Annotated in this window: 15 protein-coding genes; 8 read left to right on the top strand and 7 right to left on the bottom strand. The window is 68.6% G+C overall.

What is annotated here, in order from left to right; translation table 11 throughout:
* Positions 1-261: 261 nt before the first annotated feature.
* Together ACFVM3_RS37555 and ACFVM3_RS37550 are read right to left on the bottom strand one after the other, a co-directional pair.
* Positions 262-1335 (bottom strand): tartrate dehydrogenase, encoded by a 1074-nt coding sequence (locus ACFVM3_RS37555; protein WP_378444600.1) that lies wholly within the window; start codon positions 1333-1335, stop codon positions 262-264.
* Positions 1332-2795 carry an NAD-dependent succinate-semialdehyde dehydrogenase gene (locus ACFVM3_RS37550; RefSeq protein WP_378444599.1) on the bottom strand — a complete coding sequence of 488 codons (1464 nt, stop codon included), beginning with the start codon at positions 2793-2795 and terminating at the stop codon, positions 1332-1334. The genes ACFVM3_RS37555 and ACFVM3_RS37550 overlap by 4 nt, the downstream gene beginning before the upstream one ends.
* 88 nt (positions 2796-2883) lie before the next feature.
* Between ACFVM3_RS37550 and ACFVM3_RS37545 the strand changes: the two genes are divergently transcribed.
* The gene (locus ACFVM3_RS37545) at positions 2884-4134 is read left to right on the top strand and encodes an aspartate aminotransferase family protein (protein WP_378444598.1); all 1251 of its coding nucleotides are present in this window, start codon (positions 2884-2886) and stop codon (positions 4132-4134) included.
* Complete coding sequence (locus tag ACFVM3_RS37540) at positions 4134-4631, top strand: DUF3830 family protein (RefSeq protein WP_038508763.1); 498 nt, start codon at positions 4134-4136, stop codon at positions 4629-4631. The genes ACFVM3_RS37545 and ACFVM3_RS37540 overlap by 1 nt, the downstream gene beginning before the upstream one ends.
* 62 nt (positions 4632-4693) lie before the next feature.
* On the opposite strand, the gene ACFVM3_RS37535 is transcribed toward ACFVM3_RS37540, so the two are convergent.
* On the bottom strand, positions 4694-5680 hold the full coding sequence (locus tag ACFVM3_RS37535) for a hypothetical protein (protein WP_378444597.1): 987 nt from the start codon (positions 5678-5680) through the stop codon (positions 4694-4696).
* 173 nt (positions 5681-5853) lie between these two features.
* On the opposite strand from ACFVM3_RS37535, the gene ACFVM3_RS37530 reads away from it, so the two are divergent.
* Positions 5854-8817, top strand: coding sequence for a BTAD domain-containing putative transcriptional regulator (locus ACFVM3_RS37530; protein ID WP_378444602.1), 2964 nt, complete (start codon positions 5854-5856; stop codon positions 8815-8817).
* Here ACFVM3_RS37530 and ACFVM3_RS37525 read toward each other — a convergent pair.
* Positions 8801-9595, bottom strand: a complete 795-nt coding sequence (locus ACFVM3_RS37525; RefSeq protein WP_378444596.1) for a Calx-beta domain-containing protein — start codon at positions 9593-9595, stop codon at positions 8801-8803. The two genes, ACFVM3_RS37530 and ACFVM3_RS37525, sit on opposite strands and share 17 nt — an antisense overlap.
* 190 nt (positions 9596-9785) lie before the next feature.
* On the opposite strand from ACFVM3_RS37525, the gene ACFVM3_RS37520 reads away from it, so the two are divergent.
* Complete coding sequence (locus ACFVM3_RS37520; protein ID WP_378444595.1) at positions 9786-11174, top strand: FAD-binding oxidoreductase; 1389 nt, start codon at positions 9786-9788, stop codon at positions 11172-11174.
* A 5-nt stretch (positions 11175-11179) separates the two neighbouring features.
* The gene (locus ACFVM3_RS37515) at positions 11180-12733 is read left to right on the top strand and encodes an acetolactate synthase large subunit (protein WP_378444594.1); all 1554 of its coding nucleotides are present in this window, start codon (positions 11180-11182) and stop codon (positions 12731-12733) included.
* 47 nt (positions 12734-12780) lie between these two features.
* Here ACFVM3_RS37515 and ACFVM3_RS37510 read toward each other — a convergent pair whose 3' ends face one another.
* The 3 genes from ACFVM3_RS37510 to ACFVM3_RS37500 form a co-directional block, all read right to left on the bottom strand.
* Positions 12781-14208, bottom strand: coding sequence for an MFS transporter (locus tag ACFVM3_RS37510; protein ID WP_378444593.1), 1428 nt, complete (start codon positions 14206-14208; stop codon positions 12781-12783).
* 450 nt (positions 14209-14658) lie between these two features.
* Complete coding sequence (locus ACFVM3_RS37505) at positions 14659-16830, bottom strand: 3-hydroxyacyl-CoA dehydrogenase NAD-binding domain-containing protein (protein ID WP_378444592.1); 2172 nt, start codon at positions 16828-16830, stop codon at positions 14659-14661.
* A 10-nt stretch (positions 16831-16840) separates the two neighbouring features.
* A complete protein-coding gene (locus ACFVM3_RS37500; protein WP_378444591.1) occupies positions 16841-18052 on the bottom strand; it encodes an acetyl-CoA C-acetyltransferase in 1212 nt (403 codons plus the stop codon).
* A 145-nt stretch (positions 18053-18197) separates the two neighbouring features.
* Between ACFVM3_RS37500 and ACFVM3_RS37495 the strand changes: the two genes are divergently transcribed.
* From ACFVM3_RS37495 to ACFVM3_RS37485, 3 genes are all read left to right on the top strand, one after another.
* Positions 18198-19382, top strand: coding sequence for a TetR/AcrR family transcriptional regulator (locus ACFVM3_RS37495; protein WP_378444590.1), 1185 nt, complete (start codon positions 18198-18200; stop codon positions 19380-19382).
* 500 nt (positions 19383-19882) lie between these two features.
* Complete coding sequence (locus tag ACFVM3_RS37490) at positions 19883-21178, top strand: acyl-CoA dehydrogenase family protein (protein ID WP_378444601.1); 1296 nt, start codon at positions 19883-19885, stop codon at positions 21176-21178.
* 17 nt (positions 21179-21195) lie between these two features.
* Complete coding sequence (locus ACFVM3_RS37485; protein WP_007033833.1) at positions 21196-22404, top strand: acyl-CoA dehydrogenase family protein; 1209 nt, start codon at positions 21196-21198, stop codon at positions 22402-22404.
* The last annotated feature ends 47 nt before the right edge of the window (positions 22405-22451 follow it).

Here is a 22451-nt window from a genome sequence, read left to right as displayed (position 1 = left end):
ACCTTCAACGTTGCGAAAGTGGCTTTCGCAACGTCGGCCGTGGCCAGATAGGTACCTAAAGCACCCCTTGCCTAGAAGCCGAAACGCCACTCACGACCCGTTGCCGAGCCACGTTTTCCTTACACCTCAACAACCCTCACCTGGAATACAGGAAGGCCCCTTCTTCGCGCCTAACGCAAGGAAGGGGGCCTTCGTGTAGTCAGAAGTCATGAATGGACCGTTCATGACTTCCGGGACTTGACACGCCCCTATGCGGATGGTTCACGATAGAGAGGCGACCACCGCGGACCCGAGTTCGGCGGTGGTGGACTTCCCGCCGAGGTCGGGGGTTCGCACGGCCCCCTCCTCGAGAACCTTCTCCACCGCCGCGCGGACATCTTGTGCCGCGGCGGTTTCCCCGAGATGGTCGAGCAGCATCGCCCCCGCCAGGATCTGCGCCACCGGATTCGCGATGCCCTGTCCGGCGATGTCGGGAGCGCTGCCGTGCACCGCCTCGAACATGGAAGGGAGCTCACCGGTCGGATTGATATTGCCCGAAGGCGCCATTCCGAGCCCGCCCGTCACGGCCGCCGCCAGGTCGCTCAGGATGTCGCCGAACAGATTGGAAGCCACCACGACGTCGAGCCGGTCCGGCGCCTGCACCATCCGCGCGGCGAGCGCGTCGACATGACACTGCTCGGCATGCACGTCCGGGTACTCCGCGGAGATTTCGGCGAAGATCTCGTCCCAGAACGGCATCGAGTGAATGAGCCCGTTGGACTTGGTCGCCGAACAGACCCGCCCCGTGCGCGTCTTCGCGAGTTCGAAGGCGTAGCGGACGATCCGCTCCACCCCCACCCGCGTGAACACGGATTCCTGTAAGACGAACTCGTTCCCCAGCCCACGATTGTGCCTGCCGCCGATCTCCGAGTACTCGCCCTCGGAGTTCTCCCGGACGATCACCATCTCCAGTTCGTCGGCGCCGCGGCCCGCCAGCGCCGACGTCGTCCCCGGCAGCAACCGGACCGGCCGGAGGTTGACGTACTGGCTGAACGCGCGCCGGACCGGAATGAGGAGACCCCACAACGACACGTGGTCCGGGACGCCGGGAAAGCCGACGGCGCCGAGAAAGATCCCGTCGAAAGCCGAAAGCCGCTCGATCCCGTCGGCGGGCATCATCGAGCCGGTTTTGGTGTACCGCTCACAACTCCAGTCGAATTCCGTCCAGGACAAGGAGAAGTCATGCGATGCCGCCGCGCGGTCGAGGACCTTGCGGGCCTCGACCGTCACGTCCACGCCGATCCCGTCGCCGGGAATGCTCGCGATCCGATAGGAGGTCCCTGCTCGAGAAGTCACAGAGCCACCGCGATGTACTTGGTCTCGAGGAACTCGTCGATGCCGACGGTGCCGCCCTCACGGCCGAGCCCGGACTGCTTGATCCCGCCGAACGGCGCCGCCGGGTTCGAGACCAGTCCCTGGTTGAGGCCGATCATGCCGGCCTCCAGCCGTTCCGAGACCCGCAGTGCCCGCTTGAGATCGGAGGTGTACACATAGGACACGAGCCCGAATTCGGTGTCGTTCGCCGCCGCGATGGCCTCGTCCTCGCTGTCGAACGGGGTGATCGGGGCGACCGGCCCGAAGATCTCCTCCGAAGCGAGCCTGGCGTCCTTGGGCACGTCGGTGAGCACCGTGGCCTGATAGAAGTTACCCGGACCGTCCACTGTGGATCCACCGGTGAGAACACGTGCTCCTCGCTCGGTGGCGTCGGCGACCAGGCCACTGACCTTCTCGACGGCGGCTTCGTCGATGAGGGGGCCGACGACGACACCCTCCTCGGTGCCGCGCCCCATCGGCAACGCCTCCATGCGCTCGGTGAGGCGCCGGGAGAACTCGTCGACGATGCCCCGCTGGACATAGAAGCGGTTCGCGGCCGTGCAGGCCTCGCCGATGTTGCGCATCTTCGCGGTCATCGCGCCTTCGATCGCCGCGTCGAGGTCGGCGTCTTCGAAGACGAGGAAGGGGGCGTTGCCGCCGAGTTCCATCGAAGTGCGGAGCACCTTGTCCGCGCACTGTTCCAGTAGCTTCCGTCCGACACCGGTCGAGCCGGTGAAGGACAGCTTCCGAGCGCGGCCGTCACGGATCAACGGCTCCATCACACCACCGGAATCCGATGTCGTGAGCACGTTCAGCACACCTTCCGGCAGCCCCGCTTCGGCGAGGATCGCCGCGAGGGCCAATATCGAAAGGGGGGTCTGAGCAGCGGGTTTGATGACCATCGTGCAGCCTGCCGCGACCGCGGGCCCGATCTTGCGGGTACCCATCGCCATGGGGAAGTTCCACGGCGTGATCAGCAGACACGGCCCGACGGGCTGCTTCGTCACGAGGAACCGGCCCGCCCCGTTGGGAGCGACGGCGTAACCACCGTCGATCCGGACGGCTTCCTCCGCGAACCAGCGGAAGAACTCGGCGGCGTAGGTGATCTCGCCCTTCGACTCCGCGAGTGGTTTGCCCATCTCGAGGGTCATCAGCAGCGCGAGTTCGTCGGCGCGCTTGATCAGCAGTTCGTAGGCGCGGCGCAGGATCTCACCGCGTTCGCGCGGGGCGACGTTCGCCCAGTCGGCCTGTGCGGCGACGGCCGCGTCGAGTGCGCTGACACCGTCCGCCGGTGACGCGTCGGCCACCTCGCACAGGGCTTCGCCTGTCGAAGGGTCGAGAACGGGGAAGGTCTTCCCGTCCGTGGCGGGTACCCACTTGCCGCCGATGAACAGTTCCTTGCCGACCGACGTGACGACGCCGGCCTCACTGATCGAGCTCATCCCAACGCTCCTCCATGTTGTCCCGAACGCCATGCTATGGATATTGTCAACAATCGACAACAGCTCAGCCGACCTAGGAGCGCAGCCCATGGCCCAGCTATCACCGCTGCTCAAGCAGGCAACGCCGGTCGTGGTCGACCACGGTGAGGGGGTTTACCTCTACGGCACCGATGGCAAACGTCACCTGGATTTCACCGCCGGTATCGGCGTGACCAGCACCGGCCACTGCCACCCGCACGTGGTGAGCGCGGCGCGGGAACAGATCGGCAAACTCGTCCACGGGCAGTACACGACGGTCATGCACAAGCCGATGCTGGAGCTGACCGAGAAGCTGGGCGATGTCCTCCCGGAAGGCCTGGACTCCCTCTTCTACGCGAACTCGGGCAGCGAGGCGGTCGAGGCGGCGCTCCGCCTGTCACGGCAGGCCACGAAACGCCCCAACGTCATCGTCTTCCAGGGCGGGTTCCACGGCCGGACCGTCGCGGCGGCGACGATGACGACCTCGGGCACCCGGTTCAGCGCCGGGATCTCGCCGCTCATGTCCGGCGTGCACGTCGCGCCCTTCCCCTACGCGTTCCACTACGGCTGGGACGAGGAGACCGCGACGAAGTTCGCGCTGCGCGAGCTCGACTACCTCTTCGCGACGGTCTGCGCGCCGAACGAAACGGCCGCGTTCTTCATCGAGCCGGTGCTCGGCGAGGGCGGGTACGTCCCGGCGAACACCGAGTTCCTGGCCGGGCTGCGGGAACGCGCCGACAAGCACGGGATCCTGCTGGTGATGGACGAGATCCAGACCGGCTTCGGCCGGACCGGCCGGTTCTGGGGACACGAGCACTTCGGGGTGCGCCCGGACATCGTGCTCATCGCGAAAGGCCTCGCGAGCGGGTTCCCGATCTCGGGTATCGCCGCGTCGGAAGAGCTGATGGCGAAGGCGCTCCCCGGTTCCCAGGGCGGGACCTACGGCGGCAACGCGGTGGCGTGCGCGGCGGCGATCGCCACGCTCGAAGTGATCCAGCAGGAGGGCCTGGTCGAGAACGCCGCCGAACGGGGACGCCAGCTCCTGGAAGGCGTGCGGGTGATCGCGGACAAGTCACCGTCGATCGGCGACGTCCGCGGGCTGGGGCTGCTGGTCGGTTCCGAGTTCACCACGCCGGACGGCGAGCCGGACACCGCGAAGGCCCAGGCGGCCCAGAAAGCCGCGTCCTCCACCGGATTGCTGCTGCTGACCTGCGGGGCGTACATGAACGTCGTCCGGATGGTGCCGCCGCTGATCGTCGACTCCGCACAGGTCGACGAGGCACTGCGTATCTGGGGCGACGCGGTGGCGGGGGTCGAGTGATGGCCCGCTACATCACGATCACCCTCGACAAACGCGGAGTGTCCTGCCGGGCCCGGTTGCTCGACGCCGAAGCCCCGCGGACCTGCCGCGCCGTCTGGGACGCGTTGCCGCAGAGCGGTTCGGCATACCACGCGAAGTACGCGCGCAACGAGGTCTACACGCTTGTGCCGCCCTTCGCCGAACCGAAGCCGGGCCGCGAAAACCCCACGGTGACCCCGATTCCGGGGGATGTCGTGTACTTCGGGTTCGAGGCGTGGGAGATCGGCAACCCGGCGTACGGCTACGACGAGGACAGTGAGGCGCACAGCGACCAGGGCGCGACGGACCTCGCGATCTTCTACGGCCGCAACAACCTCCTGATCAACGGCGACGCGGGCTGGGTGCCCGGCAACGTGTTCGCGACGATCGAAGAGGGACTGGCGGAAATGGCCGAAGCCGCCCAGGACCTCTGGTTGCGAGGTGTCGAGGGCGAAACGCTTTCGTTCGCACGCGCGTAGGAAACCCGTGGGCGGTGCGGGTTTCCACCCTCACCGCCCACGGGCCGGCACCCCACCCTGGCTTACTGTCGTGCTTCGGTGAGCCGGTATTCGACGCCCCCGACCTCTTCGCCGCGCTGGTCGACCTGGGTCACGTGGACGGTGTACTGGCCACCGGCCGCCTCGGCGCCGGCGGTGAAGCTCAGCTTGGCGCCCACCTGTTCGCCCGATTTGAAGGTCAGACCGCTGATCCGCGCTCGCTGTGGGTTCACGATGGCCAACTCGGTCTCACCGACCCGTTCGACGCCCTCGCCCTTCGCACCCGCTGCCCGCCAACGTGCGGCGAGATCGGGACCGAGGTCGATGGTGATCCGTCCCGGGCCGGTGAACGGCCTGCCCGGCTGGGTGAAGACGATGTCGCCGACCGCCGTCGGGTCGGGGCCGTCCCAGCCGAACACGATCGGCCGGAATTCCGGGATCTTGATCCTGAACGGTACGGCGTTCACGTTGTGCCAAGCGATGTTGTTGTTGTTCCGCGCGTTCGCCGACGTGCTCAGGCCCTCGGTCGGCAGGTCGGTCGGTGACAGCCACCGCGCCAGCAGGCAGAAATGCGAGCCGATCGGGACCTTCCACGGGATGACGACCCGTTTGGTGCCGTAGGGCACGTCGACGTTGGTGGCCGAACCGATGTAGGTCCACTGGCTCGACCACTGTGCCACGGTGCCTTGCTTCGTGTAGTAGACCTGCAGCGTCCCCTTCTCGAGCGCGTCCCCGTACGGGCCCGGGTTGTTCAGTGTGACGTGGATGTAGGCGGTGCTCCCCTGGACGATCGGATCGTCCGTGGCGCAGAGGATCGTCGGCGAGAAGCAGACCCGGATGTCGGGACTGGAGTAGAGCGAGCCGGACGAAGGCTCGAACCCGACGTCGGACGTGTTGTCCCGGATGAAGACGTCGGCCCTGGCTTCCGGCGCGGCCTGCACCGCGGGTGCGATACCGGCGAACAGCGTCGCGGCGGCCAAGACGGCCGAGGCGAGCAGCGTTCGGCGGCGTCGCGGATTTCTGCTGATCATGGTCCCCTCCTTGGGCGAAACATTCGACCCGCTGACCGTCCGCCAGACCGGTTGTGGCGGGGTTGCGGAGATCGTGTGCCCTAATTGGCCGATTTCGGTGGGTCTTCGCCCGGATACGCTCACCGGGGTCACATGCCGGAGGGAGCAGGGTGCCCGGGTCAGGGGAGCTACGGGTGCTGGGCCCGGTCGAAGCGATCGGCCCCACCGGGCGGGCGGAGCTGCACGGCGCCCGCCAGCGAGCCGTGCTCGGCGTTCTCGCCCTGCACGCGGGCTCGGTCGTCCCGATCCCCCGCCTGGTCGACGTGCTGTGGGGTGAAGATCCCCCGCGCACCGCGGTGAAGACCCTCCACAGCCACGTCGCCCGGATCCGGCAGGCACTGGAGGACTGCGGTTTTCCGCCGGTCCTGCTCACCCGCAAGCCCGGGTACGTCCTGACGGTGGCACCGTCCTCTGTCGACGCTCTCCGGTTCGAAGAAGAACTTCATGCCGCCAAGCGGAGCAATCCGGGTGAGTCAGTGGCGGCGTTGCGCGAGGCGTTGCGGCTCTGGCGCGGCGACGCCTTCGCGGACGCCGAACTCGACGGCTGGGGACTGCGCGAGGTCGAACGGCTCCAGGAACTACGGCTGTCCGCATGGGAAGAACTTTGGGACGCGGAGCTCAGTCTCGGTGATCACGAGGAGGTCCTCCGGGAACTTCCGCGGCTCCGCGCCGAGCAGCCCTACCGCGAACGGCTCGCCGCGCTGCACATGCTCGCCCTGCACCGCTGCGGGAGACATGCCGAGGCACTGGAGACGTTCCAGGCCGTGCGCCGGGGGCTGGCCGACGAGTTCGGCGTCGATCCCGGCCCGGAACTGGTCGAACTGCACACGTCGATCCTGCGCCGGGCGCCCGAGCTCGATGTGCCCGCGCGGGGCACCGCGCCCGCGCAACTCCCCGCCCGCGTCGGGCACTTCACCGGACGGCGGCAGGAGCTCGCTTCGCTCGACGCTCTCCTCGACGAAGCCGAGCCGCCGGTCGTGGTCATCTCCGGGGCGGCGGGGATGGGTAAATCGGCGCTGGCCGTGCAGTGGGCGCACAGCATCGCGGACCGCTTCCCCGACGGCCAGCTCTTCCTCGACCTCGCCGGGCATGATCCGGTCGAAGCCGTGTCGCCGGGCGAGGCCCTCGCTCATCTGTCGCGCGGACTCGGACTCCCCGACGACCGGCTGCCCGACGCGACGGCCGAACGCGCGGCGCTCTACCGCTCATTGCTGCACGGGAAGCGTTGCGTGATCGTCGCCGACAACGCGGGCGGGGTCGACCAGATCCTTCCGCTCGTCCCCGGCTCGGCGAAGGCGATGTTGATCGTCACCAGCAGGCAGACCCTGGCCGCGCTCGGCAGCAGGCACGCCGTCCGAGTGTTCGCCCTCGACGCACTGGCCGATCCGGAATCGATGACACTGCTCACCAAGGTGCTGGGCGCCGACCGGATCGCGCGCGAACCCGCGCAGGCGACGCGCCTGGCCAGACTGTGCGATGGGATGCCGCTCGCGCTGCGGATCGCCGCCGCCCGGCTGACCGGTGAGCCGGGCCGTCCGATCGCGGAACTCACCGCGGAGCTCACCGGTGCCGGACGGCTGGAAACCCTTGCGGTACAAGGAGATTCACGAACGGTCAAAACCGTCCTCGCGAGCGCCTACCTGCCGCTGGACCAGGCCCCCGCCCGGCTGTTCCGGTTGTCCGGGCTGATCCCGGGGACGTCGTTCAGTTCGTCACTCGGCAGCGCGCTGTGCGAGGTGCCCGCCGAAGCGGGCCGGGCCGCGGCCGCCGAGCTGTCCGCCGCGCACCTGATCACCCTGGCGGGCCCGGACCGTTACCGTCTCCACGACCTGATCCGCGAATTCGCCGCCGCGTGCGCCCACACCGACGAAACGACGTCGGGCCGCGCCGAGGCCGCGGACCGGCTGATCGACTGGTACCTGCACGTAGCCGCCGAAGCGAACCGGATCATCGACCCGAACCGCGATCTGGTCACCCCGGCGTTGTGCCACCAGGCACCCGAGCGGCCGTTCCCGGCGGAAAGGCGTGCGGCACTGGCGTTCCTGGGTGCCGAGCGCGCGAATCTGCTGCCTGTGGTGCGATTCGCGCGAGAACACGGCCGCAACACCGCCGCCTGGCAGCTCACCTACCTGCTCACCAGCTTCTACGACACCATGGGCGGCTGGAACGAGCGGATCGGGCTCTGCCGCGAAGGGGCCGCGGCGGCCGCCGAACTCGACGATCCGTTGGCCGAGGCGGAAATGCTGCGTGCGCTGGGCGCGGCCTACTTCATGACCCGCAGGCTGACGGACGCGCTCGAAACCAACGCCCGCGCGTTGAAGGCAGCCCGCGCGGCAGGCGATCTCGAAGGCGAAGGGCACATCTACAACAACACCGCGAACGCCTACGCCGCACTGCGCCGGTTCGACGAGGCGATCACCGCGTACCGGCTGGCGGTGGAGCGGTGCACTTCGGCGGGCAACCGGCTCGGGCGTGCCCTGTCCCAGCGCAACCTCGGCCACGCCTACATCCGCCGGGGCCAGCCGATGGACGGACTCAGCCCGCTGACGGCCGCGCTGGAGACGTTCCGCGAACTCGGCAACGCCCGGCTGGAAGCGGCCACCCTGGACACGCTCGGCGAGGCCTACGAGGAACTCGGCGATCACGACGTCGCGCTGGACCATCTCCGCAAGGCGCTGGCCGCGTCCAGGGCGATCGGAGACCGGTGGCAGGAGTGGGAATCGCTGCTGCACGCCGGCCAGGTCCACCTCGCCCGCCGGGACTTCCGGGCCGCGCGGGACGATTTCGACCAGGCGCTGGTGATCAGCCGGGACGTCGGGAACCGGCACAGCGAGGCGGCCGCGCTCGACCGGCTCGGCCGTGCCCACCTGGGCCTCGGCGACCTGGCCGCGGCGCGGGAGAACCTCGAACGCGGCGTCGCCGTCCGGGCGAGCGTCCCGGACCCGTACGAGGAGGCTCATCTGCACCGTGACCTCGGCGATCTGGAAGCGCGGTACGGCGACACGGCCGCCGCGGCCACCCACTGGGCTCGAGCGATCGAGCTGTACCGGCGGGCGAACGCGACGGCCGACGCCGACCTCGTCACCCGGCGGGGCTGATCACCAGGGTCGAGGTCGCGTACACGAGCCTGCCCTGCGACGGCTCGAAGAACTCGACCCGCGCCTTCCCTGTTTGCCCTGGCAGGATCGTCAGTTCGGCGTACCCCCTGGTTTCGCCCCGCTGGAAGGTGACGACACCGTCCTTCACCGGCTCGTGGGCGGAGCCTTCGGTGCGGTAGCGGATCGTGAGCGGTCCGGACAGCCACGGCCGGGAGAGCACGAGCGGCACCTTGCAGGTGGTGGTGCCCAGCGCGAAGTTGGGCGGGATCGACCAGCAGATCTCACCTTCCTGGGTGGTGGCCAGCGGCACGGTCTTGACCTGGTCGTCGTCGGCGACCCAAGCGACACCGACGCTGTGCCCGATCCGCACGCCTTTCCCGCCGGACAGGCGCAGGGAGAACATTTCGTCGTTCTCCACCAAGGAATCGGCCCGGACCTTGACCGCGACCGTTTGCGCGTCCGCCCTCCCGGCCCAGGTCAGCGTGCCCGCACGCGGAAGGTAGTCGACACTCTCCTTCGCGATGAACGCCGGATCGACCGGCGAGCCGTTGCCCTCGATCGTCGCGTATTCGACCGAGCCCTGCGGCGCGCAGCCGCCGTCGGTGAGTGAAACGGTGAAGACAAGGGTGGTGTACCCGGCGCTCGTCCCCTCGGCCTGGCTGACTCCGCTTACGTTCGCCACGGGCGCGGTGCAGCCCGCTTGCCCGCCTTCGGCCGCCGGTACCGCGAGCCCGAACGTGACCGCCAGCGCCGCCCCCAGCGCCGCGATCCGTCTCATCCTGGATCCCATCGAGCGTCCACCCCTTCCGGCGAACCGCCGCGGCCCGCTGCGACATGGGTAGCCGAGCGAGGTTGTCACGAGGTTGTGGCCACCGGAAAGGCAAACATGAAAAAGATTCATGGCCATGCTCGCCCACGACGTACTACGCTTCGGTAACCAGGCAATGAGGCGTGAGGAAGGGCAGTCGATGGGCGATGTTGCGGCACGGTTCGCCGAAATCGTCGGGGACACGAACTTGCTCTCGGGCGAGGCGATCCCCGAGGACTACGCACACGACGAGGCATTGACCACCACCGCGCAGCGGCCCGCCCACCTGGCGAAACCGGGAAGCGCCGAGGAGGTCGCGGAGCTGCTGAAAGCGGCGACCGAACACGGCGTGCCGGTCACCGCGCGAGGGTCGGGCACGGGGCTTTCGGGTGGCGCCACGCCACGCGAAGACAGTCTGGTGATCTCTTTCGAACGAATGAACGCGGTACTGGAGATCGACACGGAGAACCACGTCGCCGTCGTCCAGCCGGGTGTCACGCTGTCCGATTTGGACGAAAAGACCACGGCGGCCGGACTCGGCTACACCGTCTACCCCGGTGAGCTGAGCGCGAGCGTCGGCGGCAACGTCGGGACGAACGCGGGCGGTATGCGCGCGGTCAAGTACGGCGTCACGCGGCACAACGTCGTGGGCCTGCAAGCCGTGCTGCCGACCGGCGAGATCATCCGGACCGGCGGCAAGACCTCGAAGGTGTCGACGGGGTACGACCTGACCCAGCTGATCATCGGCTCCGAAGGCACTCTCGCGATCGCGACCGAGGTCATCGTGAAGCTGTACCCGCGCCTTCCGCACGGCGCCACGGTGTTCGCCCCGTTCGAGACCTTCGACGAGGTGATGACGGTCGTCCCGAAGATCATCTCCAGTGGGCTCGCGCCGCATATCCTCGAATACATCGACAATCTGACGCTCGCCGCGATCAGCTACAACGAGAAGCTCAGCCTCGGCGTCCCGGACGCGATCCGCGACAAGGCGCAGGCGTATCTGGTGGTGGCACTGGAAAATCGCGACAGCGACCGGCTCCACGCCGACGTCGAAGAACTCGGCGGCCTGTTGGGTGATGTCGGCGCGATGGACGTGTACGTGCTCGAAGGCCCGTCGGCGCGCAAGCTGATCGAGGCACGCGAGAAGGCGTTCTGGACGGCCAAGGCGGCCGGCGCGGACGACGTCATCGACGTGGTGGTCCCGCGGTCCGCCATGCCCGAGTTCCTGCGCAAGGCCAGGGAAATGGCGTTGTCGCGCGAGGCGGGCGCGCTCGGCTGCGGGCACGCCGGCGACGGTAACGTCCACCTGGCCATCTTCTGCAAGGACCCGGAGAAGCGGAAGCAGCTGCTGACCGACATCTTCGCGCTCGGCATGGAACTCGGCGGCGCGATCTCCGGCGAGCACGGACTCGGACGAGCCAAATCCGGCTATTTCCTCGATCTGGAGGACCCGGCGAAGATCGCGCTGATGCGCCGGATCAAGGAGAGCTTCGACCCGGCCGGGATCCTCAACCCCGGCGTTCTTTTCGCTGAAGGGCTTGAAAAGTGAGTGAGATGAACGGCGCCCAGTCCCTGATCCGCACGCTCGTCGACAGCGGTGTCGACGTGTGCTTCTCGAATCCGGGCACTTCGGAGATGCACTTCGTGGCCGCCCTCGACTCGGTACCCGAGATGCGCGGTGTGCTCGGCCTCTTCGAAGGCGTCGTCACCGGTGCCGCGGACGGCTACGCGCGGATCGCCGACAAGCCGGCGGCCACGCTGCTGCACCTCGGCCCCGGTCTCGGGAACGGGCTGGCGAACCTGCACAACGCGCGCCGCGCGCACACACCGATCGTCAACGTGATCGGCGACCACGCGACCTACCACAAGCAGTACGACGCCCCGCTCGAATCGGATATCGAGGCCGTCGCCGGTTCGCTCGAAGGCTGGGTCCGCCGCTCCGAGCACACGAAGGACGTCGGTGCCGACGCCGCCGCGGCGGTCGCGGCCTCCCAGGACGCCCCCGGCCAGGTGGCGACGCTGATCCTCCCCGCCGACGCGTCCTGGGGCGAGGGCGGCGAGACCTGCGCGCCCATCCCGCCGCGGAACCCGCAGGCCGTCGACGCGACGACGGTGAAGAAAATCGCCGAGGTGCTGTCCAGTGGCGAACCGGTCGCGCTGCTCGTCGGCGGCAGCGGCTGCCGTGAAGCCGGTCTGCGCGCGACCAGCCGGATCGCGGCCGCGACCGGGGCGAAGGCGTTCGTCGAGACCTTCCCCGCCCGGCTCGAACGCGGCGAAGGCCTGCCGACGATCGAGCGGCTGGGCTATCTCGCCGAGCAGGTCGCGTACCAGCTCGACGGGATCAAGCACGTGATCGTCGCCGGGACGAAGCCGCCCGTCTCGTTCTTCGCCTACCCCGGCAAGGCGAGCAACCTGGTTCCCGAAGGCGCGCAGGTGCATGTGCTGGCCGAAGTCGCGCAAGACGTGCCGCGAGCGCTGACCGACGTCGCCGAGCTGGTCGCCGCCGAGACGGAGCCGGTCTTGCAGGAGGCCTCCCGGCCCGCGCTGCCGTCCGGGCCGTTGACGCCGCAGAACTGGGTCGACGTGATCGGCGCGCTGCTGCCGGAGCGCGCGATCATCGCGGATGAGGCGAACACGTCCGGTCTGCTGCTGCCCGCCGCGACCGCGGGCGCGCCGCGGCACGACGTGCTGACCCTGACCGGCGGCGCGATCGGCTACGGCATGCCCGTCGCGACCGGGGCGGCCGTCGCCGCACCGGACCGGCCGGTGATCAACCTGCAGTCCGACGGCAGCGCGCTGTACACGATTTCGGCGCTGTGGACGCAGGCGCGGGAGAACCTCAACGTCACCACGGTCCTGCTGAACAACCGCGCGTACGCGATCCTGCGGCTGGAGTTGCAGCGGGTCGGCGCGGACGCGAACGGCCCCAAGGCGAACGAACTGCTCGACCTCTCGCGGCCCGACATGGACTTCGTCAAGATCGCCGAAGGCATGGGCGTTCCGGCGACCCGGGCCACGACCGCGGAAGAGCTGGCCGAGCAGTTCCAGCGCGCCCTCGCCGAGCCGGGCCCGCACCTGATCGACGCGATCGTTCCGACGCTGTTCTGACCCGAGTGTCCCTGCGTGCGATGAGCCCCTTCATCGCACGCGGGGCGCTAGCGGACCGAGGCGACCAGAGGTTCTGGCTGACGTTGCTTCGGGACGAAAACGGTCAGGACGAGCCCCAGGAGCGCCGCACCGGCGGCGACCACGAAGCTCAGCCGGAACCCCGTCGCGGACGGGACGGAAACCCCGCCGACGGTGATCGCCAGCGACGCGAGCATGGACGCCATCACCGCACTGGACGTCGACGTGCCGACGGAGCGCATCAGCGAGTTCAACCCGTTCGCGGACGCGGTTTCGGTGACCGGGACCGACCCCATGATCAGCGCCGGCATGGCCGCATAGGCGATGCCGACACCGCCACCGATGATGATCGACGCCGTGATCAGCTCGAAGGCGTTGTCCATCAACACGGTCGCGAAGGCGTATCCGGCCGCGATGGTGGTCGCGCCGACCATCAGCGTCGTACGCGGTCCGTAGCGCTCGATGAGCCGGGCCGAAACCGGTGACAGCATGAACATGACCAGGCCGTTCGGCGCGAGGCAGAGCCCGGCCTGCACCATGGTCAGGCCGAGGCCGTAGCCGGTCGACGCGGGCGCCTGCAGCAGCTGCGGGAACGACAACGCCATCGAGTACAGCGCGAACCCGACCATGATCGACGCGAGGTTGGTGAACAGCACCGGCCGCCGCGCGGAGACCCGCAGGTCCACGAGCGGATCCCGCCGCCGCAGCTGGTAGGCGCCCCAGACCAGCAGGATCACCACCGCGCTCCCCGCGAAGACGAGGGTGCGGCCGCTGCCCCAGCCCCATTCGGCGCCCTTGACGATCGGCAACAGCAGGCAGACCAGCCCGATCGTCAGTCCGAGCGCGCCGAGATAGTCGAACGGCGCCGGTGTCTTCACCGGCGACTCCGGCACCACGAACAGGATCAGCAGGCCGCAGACGAGCCCGAGCCCCGCCGACGCCCAGAACAGGACGTGCCAGTCGGCGTTCTGCGCGACCAGCGCGGACACCGGGAGCCCGATGGCACCGCCGACGCCGAGCGTCGAACTCATCACCGAGATCGCGGCGCCGACCCGCTCCGGCGCGAGTTCGTCGCGCATGATGCTGATGCCCAGCGGGATCGCGCCCATGGCGCAGCCTTGCAGCCCCCGGCCGAGAACCATCAGCGCGAGCGAACTGGTCAGCGCGGACACCACCGAACCGGCGACCAGGAAGCCCAGGCTGATCAGCAGCAACCGGCGTTTGCCGTAGAGGTCACCGAGCCTTCCGCTCACCGGCATCACCACGGCTCCGGCGATCAGGGTCGCCGTGACCACCCACGACGCGTCCGACGGAGTCGCATTGAGCAGCCGGGGGAACGCGGGGATGAGCGGGACGACGAGGGTCTGCATGAACGACGCCACCAGACCGCAGGTGGCGAGCACGACGACGAAGATCCGGGGCGACGGTGCCCGTCCGACCGGCTTCACCCTGCGCATCCCATGATCCGACCTTACACAGCACCACCCTTCTCGGTGAACGGTTCACCGACGGGATCACAGCCAGGTGCGAACCCCACCGTGGCCGGAACAGGTACCGCCGCGATGCTGGCTGCAGCCAGCTCGGATCGCGTGCGAACTGCACGACGCCCCCGGCGGAGCGCTCGGGATCGCTGGACCCTCCGTCCCACCAGGCGTCCCCCGAGTGTCCGCAAAGGACGTCTCTTGTCGACCGGATGTCTGGTTGATGCTCATTCGACGAGAGGGCTCCTTTGTGGACAGTTGTGTCGGCGGTGGCGTCCCGCAAGTGGCCGCGCAGCCGGAGCGTGCCGCGACGACCGCGAACCGACTTGCCGGACAGCGCCTGGCCCCGAACGCAAGGAACGGTCCTTTCCTTGCGAAATTCGCAAGGAAAGGACCGTTCCTAGCACTTAAAGCACGTGAAGTGGCTTACTCGTAGATCTCGCCCTTCGCGGCCTTCGCGACCAGCGACTCCGGCGGGGTGAAGTGGTCGCCGTAGCGCTCCGCCAGCTCACGCGCCCGGTCGACGAAGCCCTGCAGACCACCCTCGTACTGGTTGATGTACTGGATGACACCACCGGTCCACGCCGGGAAACCGATACCGAAGATCGAACCGATGTTGGCGTCGGCGACGGTGGTGAGCACGCCCTCGTCGAAGCATTTCACGGTCTCGAGCGCCTCGGCGAACAGCATGCGCTCCTTGAGGTCCTCGAAGGGAACCTCGGCGCTGCCCGACTTGAACGCGTCGCGCAGGCCCGGCCAGAGACCGGCCCGCTTGCCGTCTTCGTCGTAGTCGTAGAAACCCGAACCGGTGGAACGGCCCTTGCGGTCGAACTCCTCCACCATCCGGTCGATGACACCTTCGGACGCGTGCGCGTTCCAGGTGCCGCCTGCCGCCTCGATCGCTTCGCGGGTCTCCTTGCGGATCTTGCGCGGAAGCGTCAGGGTCAGCTCGTCCATCAGCTGCAGCGGCGGGGCCGGGTATCCGGCCTGGGCACCGGCCTGCTCGATCGACGCCGGCTCGACACCCTCACCCAGGGCGGCGACGGCCTCGTTGAGGAACGTGCCGATGACGCGCGAGGTGAAGAAGCCGCGGCTGTCGTTGACCACGATCGGGGTCTTCTTGATCTGCAGCGTGTAGTCGAAGACCTTCGCCAGCGTGGCGGGCGAGGTCTTCTCACCGCAGATGATCTCGACCAGCGGCATCTTGTCCACCGGCGAGAAGAAGTGGATCCCGATGAAGTCCTCGCTCCGCTGGACACCCTCGGCGAGCGCGGTGATCGGCAGGGTCGAGGTGTTGGAGCCGAGCACGGCGTCGGGGTTGACGACGCCCTCGATCTCCTGGAACACCTTGTGCTTCAGCTCGACGCTCTCGAAGACGGCCTCGATCACGAAGTCGACGCCGGCGAAGTCCTCCGCCTTGTCGGTCGGCTTGATCTTGGCGAGCAGCGCGTCGGACTTCTCCTGCGTGGTCTTGCCGCGGGAGAGTGCCTTCTCCTCCAGCTTGACCGCGTAGCCCTTGCCCTTCTCGGCTCCTTCGAGGGTGACGTCCTTGAGCACGACGTCGATACCGGCCTTCGCCGAGACGTACGCGATCGCGGCGCCCATCATGCCCGCGCCGACGACGCCGACCTTCTTGGCGGTGTACTTCTCGAAGCCCTCCGGCCGGGAACCGCCGGAGTTGATGCTCTGCAGGTCGAAGAAGAACGCCTTCGTCATGTTCTTCGAGACCTGCCCGGTGGCGAGGTGCACGAAGTAGCGGGTCTCGACGGTGATCGCGGTGTCGAAGTCGACCTGCGAACCCTCGATGGCCGCGGCCAGGATCGCCCGCGGGGCCGGCATGTTCGCGCCCTTGATCTGCTTGCGCAGGTTCGCCGGGAACGCGGGCAGGTTCGCCGCGAAGCTCGGGTTCGACGGGGTGCCGCCCGGGATCTTGTAACCCTTGACGTCCCACGGCTGTACGCCGCCTTCGGGGTTGGCCTTGATCCACGCCTTCGCGGCCGGGACCAGTTCCTCGACGGTGCCGACGAGCTCGTGCACGAGGCCGAGCTCCTTCGCCTTGGCGGGCCGGTGCCGCTGGCCCTGCAGCAGCACGTTCAGCAGCGCGCTCTGGATGCCCAGCAGGCGCACGGTGCGGACGATGCCACCGCCGCCGGGGAGCAGACCGAGGGTGACCTCGGGGAGGCCGATCTGACTGCCCTTGACGTCGGCCGCGATGCGGTGGTGCGTCGCGAGCGCGAGTTCGAGGCCGCCGCCGAGCGCGGCGCCGTTGATGGCGGCCACGACCGGCTTGCCCAGCTGCTCGAGCCGGCGCATCTGGCCCTTCATCAGGGCGCTGCTCTCGGTGATCTCGGCGGCGTGCTCCGGCTTGGCCTGGATCAGGTCGTTGAGGTCGCCACCGGCGAAGAAGGTCTTCTTGGCCGAGGTGAGGACGACACCGGTGATGGTGTCCTTCTCCGCCTCCAGGCGGTCCACGACCACGCCGAGCGATTCGCGGAAGTCGGCGTTCATCGTGTTGGCGGACTGCTTCGGGTCGTCCAGGGTGAGCACGACGATGCCGTCGGCGTCCTGCTCCCAGCGGATGGTCTTCGCTTCAGTCATTGTCTCTTCCTCAGACCCGCTCGATGATGGTCGCGACGCCCATGCCGCCGCCGATGCACAGGGTGACCAGGGCGCGGCGCGCCTGACGGCGCTCCAGCTCGTCGACGACGGTGCCGACCAGCATCGCGCCGGTGGCGCCCAGCGGGTGCCCCATCGCGATGGCGCCGCCGTTGACGTTGACCTTCTCCTCGTCGAGGCGCAGGTCCTTGATCCACTTGAGGACGACCGAGGCGAAGGCCTCGTTCAGCTCCCACAGGTCGATGTCGTCCGGGGTGAGGCCGGCGATCTTGAGGACCTTCTCGGTGGCCGGGGTCGGGCCGGTGAGCATGATCGTGGGCTCGGAGCCGACGGTCGCGGTCGCCACGATGCGGGCGCGCGGGGTCAGGCCGAAGTCCTTGCCGATCTGCTCGTTGCCGACCAGCACCACCGCGGCGCCGTCGACGATGCCGGACGAGTTGCCGCCGGTGTGGACGTGGTCGATCTTCTCGACCGAGTGGTACTTCTGGAGCGCGACGGCGTCGAAGCCGCCCAGCTCACCGATGCCGGCGAAGGCGGGCTTGAGCTTGCCGAGGCCCTCGATGGTGCTGCCGGGACGACGGTGCTCGTCGTGGTCGAGGATCGTGACGCCGTTGATGTCCTTCACCGGGACGACGGACTTCGCGAAGTAGCCGCCGGACCAGGCCGCTTCGGCCCTTTCCTGCGAACGCACGGCCCACGCGTCGACGTCCTCGCGGGAGAAGCCCTCGATGGTCGCGATCAGGTCGGCGCCGGTGCCCTGCGGGACGATGTAGTTGTCGTACGCGGTGGCCGGGTCCATGAACAGCGCGCCGCCGTCGGAGCCCATCGGCACACGCGACATCGACTCGACACCACCGGCGATGATCAGCTGGTCCCAGCCGGAGCGCACCTTCTGCGCGGCGGTGTTGGTCGCTTCGAGGCCGGAGGCGCAGAAGCGGTTCAGCTGGACACCGGCGACCGATTCGGGAAGACCCGCGTTCAGCGCCGCGGTGCGCGCGATCACGGCGCCCTGCTCGCCGACCGGGGACACCACGCCGAGGACGATGTCGTCGATCACGGCGGGGTCGAGGTTCGGGTGCCGGACCTTCAGCTCCTCGATGAGGCCGACCACGAGATCGACCGGCTTGGTGCCGTGAAGCGCACCGCCCTTGTTCTTGCCGCGAGGCGTACGGATCGCCTCGTAGATGTAGGCCTCGCTACTCACAGAAAAACTCCTCCGCGTACGGCGCTGTATCAGGATGAAACGTACCGGCCAGTAGCCATGCTAATGCCGATTAACATAAACCGCGATAACCCCATGGTGTCAATGGGTTGCGATGCACGCAACCAGCGCTATCGTGTGTTCACCTATGGATCACCCGACCGAGCGCCCGGCCCGACCGCGCGACCGCAAGGCCCAGCTGGCCGGCCTCGCCGCGGAGCTGTTTCGCGCCCGCGGGTTCCACGGCGTCGGTATCAACGACATAGCCGCCGCGGCGGGGATCACCGGGCCCGCGCTGTACCGGCACTTCTCGGACAAGCAGGCGGTGCTGTCCTACGTCGTGCTGTCCGGCATCGACGACATGGAGACGGCCACCACCGAGACGCTCGCGGACGTCGAACTTCCCGTTCCCGCCCAGGTCAACGCCCTGTTGGGCACTCTCGCCGCGCAGGCCGTGGAGCGGCGCGAGGTCGCCGCGCTGTGGCGCTGGGAAGGCAGGCATCTGCCGCAGGAGGGACGACGGGAGATCCGCCGCCGGTCGGGCGCGGTGCTCGAAGCGTGGTCGAAGGCGCTGCTCGCGTTGCGTCCCGAACTGACCCCCGACGACGCCGAGCTGCTGTGCTGGGCGGGGCTGAGCGTGTTCGGCAGCGTCTCCGTACATCACACGTCCGTGGCGAAGAAACGCTTCGCGCAGATCCTGGTACAGCTGGCGGAGTCGGTGCTGCATGTCACACTTCCCGAACCTTCGGAGCCGCCGGGAGAGACACCGTCGATGGCCCTCGGCGAACCGTCCCGCCGCGAGCAGATCCTGGCGGCCGCGACCGGGCTGTTCGGGCAACGCGGCTTCCGTTCGGTGAGCATGGAGGAGATCGGCGCGGCCGCCGGGATCGCCGGGCCGAGCGTGTACCGGCACTTCCCCAGCAAGGCCGCGCTGATGGTGGCGATCGGGCATCGAGCGGCCGACCGGCTGGCGCTCGCCGCGGAACGCGCGCTGCGGACCGACGACGAACGCGACGCGCTCCGCAGGCTCGCGGCGTCCTATGTGCACACCTTGCTGCACACGCCCGAACTGCTGGTGTCGTTCTCCGGCAGCCCCATGGAGCTGCCGGAACGCGACAAGGCTGACTTGATCCGGGTCCAGCGGGACTACGTCGCGCGCTGGATCGCGCTGACGTCGGAGGTCCGGCCGGAACTGAGCCTGCGCGAAGTGAAGATCACCGTGCACGCGGCGCTGACCATCGCGAACGACCTCGCGCGCACCCGGCGCGTCAACGGCCGCCCGAACATCGAGGCCGAGCTGACGACGTTGATGCACGCGGTGCTCGGGGTCTGAACGTCCGCTGAGCCAACTCGCGTGTCCCGCAAAGGCCCGCGGGACCCGAACTGGGTACTCACCGGCGGGCTCGCGCCGCATCTGATCGCGTTGTGCGGGCTGCGGCGGTGGAACCTGGGCTCGTGGAACATCCAGCGGCCGGTGCTCGCGGCGGCGACCCGGTGCTGTGGCGGCGCCGGGTTCGTGGGTGTTCGAACGGGCGCGACCGGCGAAGCGACCGCTGGTGACCGACGCGCGGCGACTGGTGGTGTTCCTGAGGCTCAAGGTGAGGGGAACTTCGAGGGCCCGTGGGTCCCTCAAGGAGTCCTTCACGGAATTGCCGGTCGCCAAAGCTGGTGGATCGTGAGCAATCCTGAGCTGCCCGGCCTCCCGAATCACTCATCGGCGTGACGTTCGCCTCCCCCGTGGTAGCGCATCCGCCCGAGGAGAGTTAACCTACTCACGAGTAGGTAAGCGAGGCAGGGAGACTCACCGTGGGTGCGCCTAGGAAACGAGACGCGATGGGCCTTGGCCTGTCCGCGCTCACCCGGCTGGCCGGGAGCAAGGTCATTGAACGGGCCGGACTTCGGAAGCCCGTGCAGAACCTGGTCAGTGCCGGGACGCGCAACGGCTTCCGGGTCGCGGGCGCGGCGGGACGGACCTTCAAATCCGCCCAAAAGCTCGGCAAACCCGCGCGGCTCGCGCCTGCGGAGGACACCGGGCTGTTCGACCTCACCCCGAGTGAGGACCAGCAGCTCATCGTCGAGACCGTGACGGAGTTCGCGGCCGAACAGCTGCGGCCCGCCGCGTCCGACGCCGACGCGAAGCTCCATGCGCCCGAGGGCCTGTTGAGCCGTGCCGCCGAACTCGGCATCACGCTCGTCGGCATCCCGGAGGAGCTGGGCGGGGTCGGCACCGAACGGTCGGTCGTCACGAACGCGCTGGTCGCCGAGGCCCTCGCGCACGGCGACCTCGGCCTCGCGGTCGCGGTGCTCGCGCCGTCCGCGGTCAGCACCGCTCTGGTGTCCTACGGCGACGAGCAGCAGCAGGCGGACTACCTGCCCGCGTTCGTCGGCGAGAACGTCCCCGCCGCGGCGCTCGCGCTGCAGGAGCGCACCGCGCTGTTCGACCCGTTCAAGCCCGCGACGAAGGCCCGGCGTACACCGAAGGGCTACCAGCTCGACGGCGTGAAGTCGCTGGTCCCGCGGGCAGCCGATGCCGAACTGTTCATCGTGTCGGCCGACCTCGAAGGACGCGGCCCGGCGCTGTTCCTCGTCGAGTCTTCGAACTCCGGTGTCACCATCGAGTCCGAACCGGCGATGGGCCTGCGCGGCGCGGCGACCGGGAAACTGCACCTGGAGAAGGTCGCGTTGCCCGCCGGAGCGCTGCTCGGCGGCGGCAAGGCCGAGGTCTTCACCGAGGTCGTCCGGCTCTCGCGGCTCGGCTGGGCCGCGCTGGCCGCCGGTACCGCGAAGGCCGTCCTCGACTACGTGGTGCCGTATGTCAACGAGCGCAAGGCGTTCGGCGAACCGGTGAGCCACCGGCAGGCCGTCGCGTTCTCGGTGGCCGACATCGCGATCGAGCTGGAAGGGCTGCGGCTGGTCACGCTCCGCGCCGCTTCCCGTGCCGAACAGGGCAAGCCGTACGCCCGCGAGGTCGCGCTGGCCAGGAAACTGGCCGCCGACAAGGGAATGCAGATCGGCAGTGCCGGCGTGCAGCTGCTCGGCGGGCACGGGTTCGTCAAGGAGCACCCGGTCGAACGCTGGTACCGCGACCTCCGCGCGATCGGCGTGATGGAAGGCGCCGTCCTCCTCTAGGACTTTGAAAGGCAATCATGATCAACCTTGAGGTTCCGAAGAAGGCCGGCACCCTGATCAACCAGGCGTACCAGGCCGCGGCCGAGGTGTTCCGGCCGATCTCACGCAAGTACGACCGCGCCGAACACACCTATCCGGCCGAACTCGACATGTTCGCCGCGCTGCTGGACGGGCTGAACTCCTCCGGTGAGGGCGGCGCCGGCGCGGCGGGTGTCCGCCGGTCCGAGAAGAACGAGAAACCGGGCAACCGCAACGGTTCCAACCTCAACATCGTGCTGGGCACGATCGAGATGTGCTGGGGCGACGTCGGTCTGCTGCTGTCCATGCCGCGGCAGGGGCTCGGCAACGCCGCCATCGGCTCGGTCGCCACCGACGAACAGCTCAAGAAGTTCTCCGGGCTGTGGGCCGCGATGGCGATCACCGAACCGGACTGCGGCTCGGACTCCGCCGCCATCACCGCGACCGCGCGGCTGGACGGCGACGAGTACGTGATCAACGGCGAGAAGATCTTCGTGACCGCGGGCGAGCGCGCCGACGCCGTCGTCGTCTGGGCCACGCTGGACAAGACGAAGGGCCGCGCGGCGATCAAGTCGTTCGTCGTCGAGAAGGGGACGCCCGGCTTCGAGGTGGTGCGCGTCGAGCACAAGCTCGGCATCCGCGCCTCCGACACCGCCGTGCTGCGGTTCGAGAACGTGCGTGTGCCCAAGGAGAATCTCCTCGGCACGCCGGAGATCGACACCGCCAAGGGTTTCGCGGGGGTCATGCAGACCTTCGACAACACCCGCCCGCTGGTCGCCGCCATGGCCATCGGTGTCGCCCGCGCGGCGCTGGAGGAGACCCGGAAGATCCTCACCGACGCCGGGGTGACGATCGACTACGACAAGCCCGTCCACAGCCAGCACGCCGCGGCGGCGACATTCCTGCAGCTGGAGGCCGACTACGAAGCGGCGTACCTGCTGACCATGGAATCGGCGTGGATGGCGGACAACCGCAAGCCGAACTCGCTGCAGGCCTCGATGGCCAAGGCGAAGGCCGGCCGGTCGGTCGTCGAGATCACGCTGAAATGCGTCGAGCTGGCCGGAACCTTGGGCTACACCGAGGAATCGCTCCTGGAGAAGTGGAGCCGGGACGCGAAGATCCTGGACATCTTCGAAGGCACGCAACAGATCCAGCAGCTGATCGTGGCGCGCCGGATCCTGGGCAAGACGAGCGCCGAGCTCAAGTAAGGCGCGGCCTCCCGTGAAGGCCTCCTTCCCTCGGCTCAGCCGAGGGA

Source organism: Amycolatopsis sp. NPDC057786 (assembly GCF_042797905.1).
Lineage (GTDB): Bacteria > Actinomycetota > Actinomycetes > Mycobacteriales > Pseudonocardiaceae > Amycolatopsis.
The sequence above is the reverse complement of the archived record's forward strand: the minus strand, read 5'-3'. Positions and strand labels throughout refer to the sequence as shown.